This window comes from Paraburkholderia sp. SIMBA_053 (assembly GCF_046534895.1).
Classification (GTDB): Bacteria; Pseudomonadota; Gammaproteobacteria; order Burkholderiales; family Burkholderiaceae; genus Paraburkholderia; species Paraburkholderia caledonica.
In genome coordinates, this window is the sequence record NZ_JAWRXU010001312.1 from 1 (window position 1) to 249 (window position 249).

Genomic DNA, 249 nt, shown 5'->3' on the forward strand with positions numbered 1-249 from the left:
CACGTCCAATAAGCGGTTCGCCGGCGGCTTTTTGCCTCTTCCTCTCGTTACGCGGAATTGTAAAAAGCGCGGTCGACGCGGCCACGGCGGTCCGAGAAAGCGTTTCGCTCACGCCCACGGCGGCGGGCGGGCGGCGCATGGCCGCGTTCCGGCATGAACGTTGCGGCATCCGACAGGTAATGGGGATGGCGCGCGCTGCGCTGTCCGTCGTAGCCAAACGGGAGGCAGCCATGCGACATACCGTGATTG

Annotated in this window: 1 protein-coding gene; it reads right to left on the bottom strand. The window is 65.1% G+C overall.

The genetic code is table 11. From position 1 onward, the window contains the following. Window positions 1–47 precede the first annotated feature (47 nt). Window positions 48–249 (bottom strand): hypothetical protein (locus tag SB753_RS39870; protein ID WP_410805523.1); only part of this gene is annotated, 202 nt, incomplete at its 5' end.